The organism is Saccharomonospora iraqiensis subsp. iraqiensis, assembly GCF_000430445.1.
Classification (GTDB): Bacteria; Actinomycetota; Actinomycetes; order Mycobacteriales; family Pseudonocardiaceae; genus Saccharomonospora; species Saccharomonospora iraqiensis.
The window spans coordinates 1865-4095 of sequence record NZ_KE387094.1 but is presented as its reverse complement, the minus strand read 5'-3'; the positions used below and the strand labels follow the sequence as shown (position 1 = coordinate 4095).

Annotated in this window: 3 protein-coding genes; 1 reads left to right on the top strand and 2 read right to left on the bottom strand. The window is 72.2% G+C overall.

The window, feature by feature from the left end:
* Positions 1-145: 145 nt before the first annotated feature.
* The gene (locus tag ACTIR_RS0113380) at positions 146-1081 is read left to right on the top strand and encodes a rhomboid family intramembrane serine protease (protein WP_007025975.1); all 936 of its coding nucleotides are present in this window, start codon (positions 146-148) and stop codon (positions 1079-1081) included.
* A 27-nt stretch (positions 1082-1108) separates the two neighbouring features.
* Here the strand turns inward: ACTIR_RS0113380 and ACTIR_RS0113375 are convergent, their stop codons facing one another.
* Positions 1109-1570: a PH domain-containing protein gene (locus ACTIR_RS0113375; RefSeq protein WP_324607100.1), complete on the bottom strand. Its 462-nt coding sequence runs from the start codon at positions 1568-1570 to the stop codon at positions 1109-1111.
* Between the two features lie 71 nt (positions 1571-1641).
* Positions 1642-1905: a cell division protein CrgA gene (gene crgA / locus ACTIR_RS0113370; protein WP_026454663.1), complete on the bottom strand. Its 264-nt coding sequence runs from the start codon at positions 1903-1905 to the stop codon at positions 1642-1644.
* Positions 1906-2231: the final 326 nt, after the last annotated feature.

The following is a 2231-nucleotide window of genomic DNA, read 5'->3' as shown; positions in this document are numbered from 1 at the left end:
CGCCCCGACCCGCCCCCCGGCAGGTCGGGGCACGCCCGCCACCGCACCGGGTAGGTTGGACCCCGGCCCGCGCCGCCGCCTGCGAACCGGCGGCGGACGAGAGCGGCCGTGAGCGCAGGAGTGGCGAGAGCGTGGCGAGAGCACTGTGACCCAGCCCCCTTCCCCGCCGCCGCACGGACAGCCGCCGAGACAGGAGGCGCTGCCCGGTTGCTGGTGGCACCCGAACCGGCAGACCGGCCTGCGGTGTGTGCGGTGCGAGCGGCCGGCGTGCCCGGAGTGTCTCCGCGAGGCGTCGGTCGGCTACCAGTGTGTCGACTGTGTGAACGCCGCGCGGAAACAGCAGCGCACCCAGGCCGCGGCGTACCGCCGCGCCGGGTACGGCGCCCGCACCGTCGCCGGGGCACGGGTGGCCGACCGCGCGCTGGTGACCCCGGTCCTCATCGGGCTCAACGCGGCGATCTTCGTGCTCACGGCGCTGCTCGCCAGTGACCCGCTGCAGAACCACCTCTCCCGGTTCTTCGCCGACGGGACGATGCAGACCCTCGCGGTGGCGTACGAGGGCGAGTGGTGGCGGCTGTTCACCAGCGGGTTCCTGCACTACGGCCTCGTGCACCTCGGGATGAACATGCTCGTCCTGTGGTTCCTCGGCCGGGACGTCGAACTGCTGCTCGGGAAGGTCCGCTTCCTGACGCTGTACTTCGTCGCGATGCTCGCGGGGTCGGTCGCGGTGTACGCGTTCGGCGACTTCAACACCGCGACGGCGGGGGCCTCCGGCGCGATCTACGGACTGCTCGGGGCACTCCTGGTCGCCGTGCTGCGGTTGAAGCTGAATCCGACGATGGCCATCGGCATCATCGTGCTCAACCTCGTGCTGAGCGTGACCATCCCGGGCATCTCGCTGCTCGGCCACCTCGGGGGACTGATCGCCGGGGCGCTGGTGATGGTGGCGATGGTATACGCGCCCGAGCGCAACCGCACCGCGTACCAGGCGGGTGCGGTCGCGGTGCTCGTGGCGGGGCTGCTGGGCATGTATTTCTACCGCAGTGCCCAGCTGTGCTCGCTCGTGCCGGGGGTGTGCTGAGCCGGACCGGGTGCCGGGCGACCGGCTTCACCCGGACGGCCGACGGCGGGTCCGGTCGAGGACGTCGTACACCTCGCGCGGGTCCTCGCCCAGCTCGATCCAGCCGAGCGCGGCCGGTCGGTCCTCGTCGGGGTCTCCGTGGTCGGCGAGGACGTCCAGTTCGAGCACCGGCACCCGTCTGCCGAAGCGGGGGAGGGTGCGCACCTCCAGCCGGACCTGCGACCAGTCCAGCCTCCGGGTTCCGCGCAGAGTCCGCAGCCGGATCCCGTCCGCGTCCGCGGACAGGCGCGGGCGCACCACCGTCCCGTACGCGGAGAAGGCCAGCAGCCCCGCCGTGACCAGCGCGAGGAGCAGCGTGCCCGGCCGGTCCCCGCCGAGGGCGGTGGCGGCCAGCGTGGCCGCGGCGACCCCGGTGAGCACCCACCCCGCCGCCACGAGGGCGGGTCGTGGCCCCCAGGTGTGTACCGAGTTGTCCACAGGGTTGTCCACAGTGGGGATGAGTCACACCGGTGTAGTTCCCGGCCGGGCCGGGGTCGGCGTCGGCCCGCCGCGGCGGGCCGTCAGCGCCATCGCATCGTCATCAGCAGCCCCGTGATCATCAGGGCGAAGCCGATGGCGAAGTTCCAGTTGCCGAGCTCCATCATGAAGTCGAGCTTGTCGCCGGCCAGATAGTTGACGACCAGCCACAGAAGGCCGAGCAGCATCAGCCCGAACATGACGGCCTTGTACAGCGGGTGCGAAGGCCCCGCCGCGCGCACCTTGACCGGTGTGCGGCTCGGCGGCGGGGTGTATGCCGTCTTCTTGCGGACCTTGGACTTGGGCATCGGAGTCCTCGCGTGCTTCTCGGGCATGTCCGGGAGGCGGTGCGGTTGCCGATGCAACCACCTCCCACCCGACACGTTAACGTAATCGGGCAGGTGCCAGAACCTGGGAGCGCGCGCCACCCCAGTCCACTGTGACGACGGGCACGTCACAGGCGCCCGAAGGGAGCTCGGTTGTGTCGCGGTACGAGGAGCCGACCACGCGGGACGTGCTTCTCCCGGTGCACGGTGAGCTGTCCGGTGTGACGCCGCCCGGACCGGGGGGCGGCGCGACGGACGCCGCCGGGCGGGACGCCGCCGGGGTGGACGACCGGCCGACCGAGGTCCTG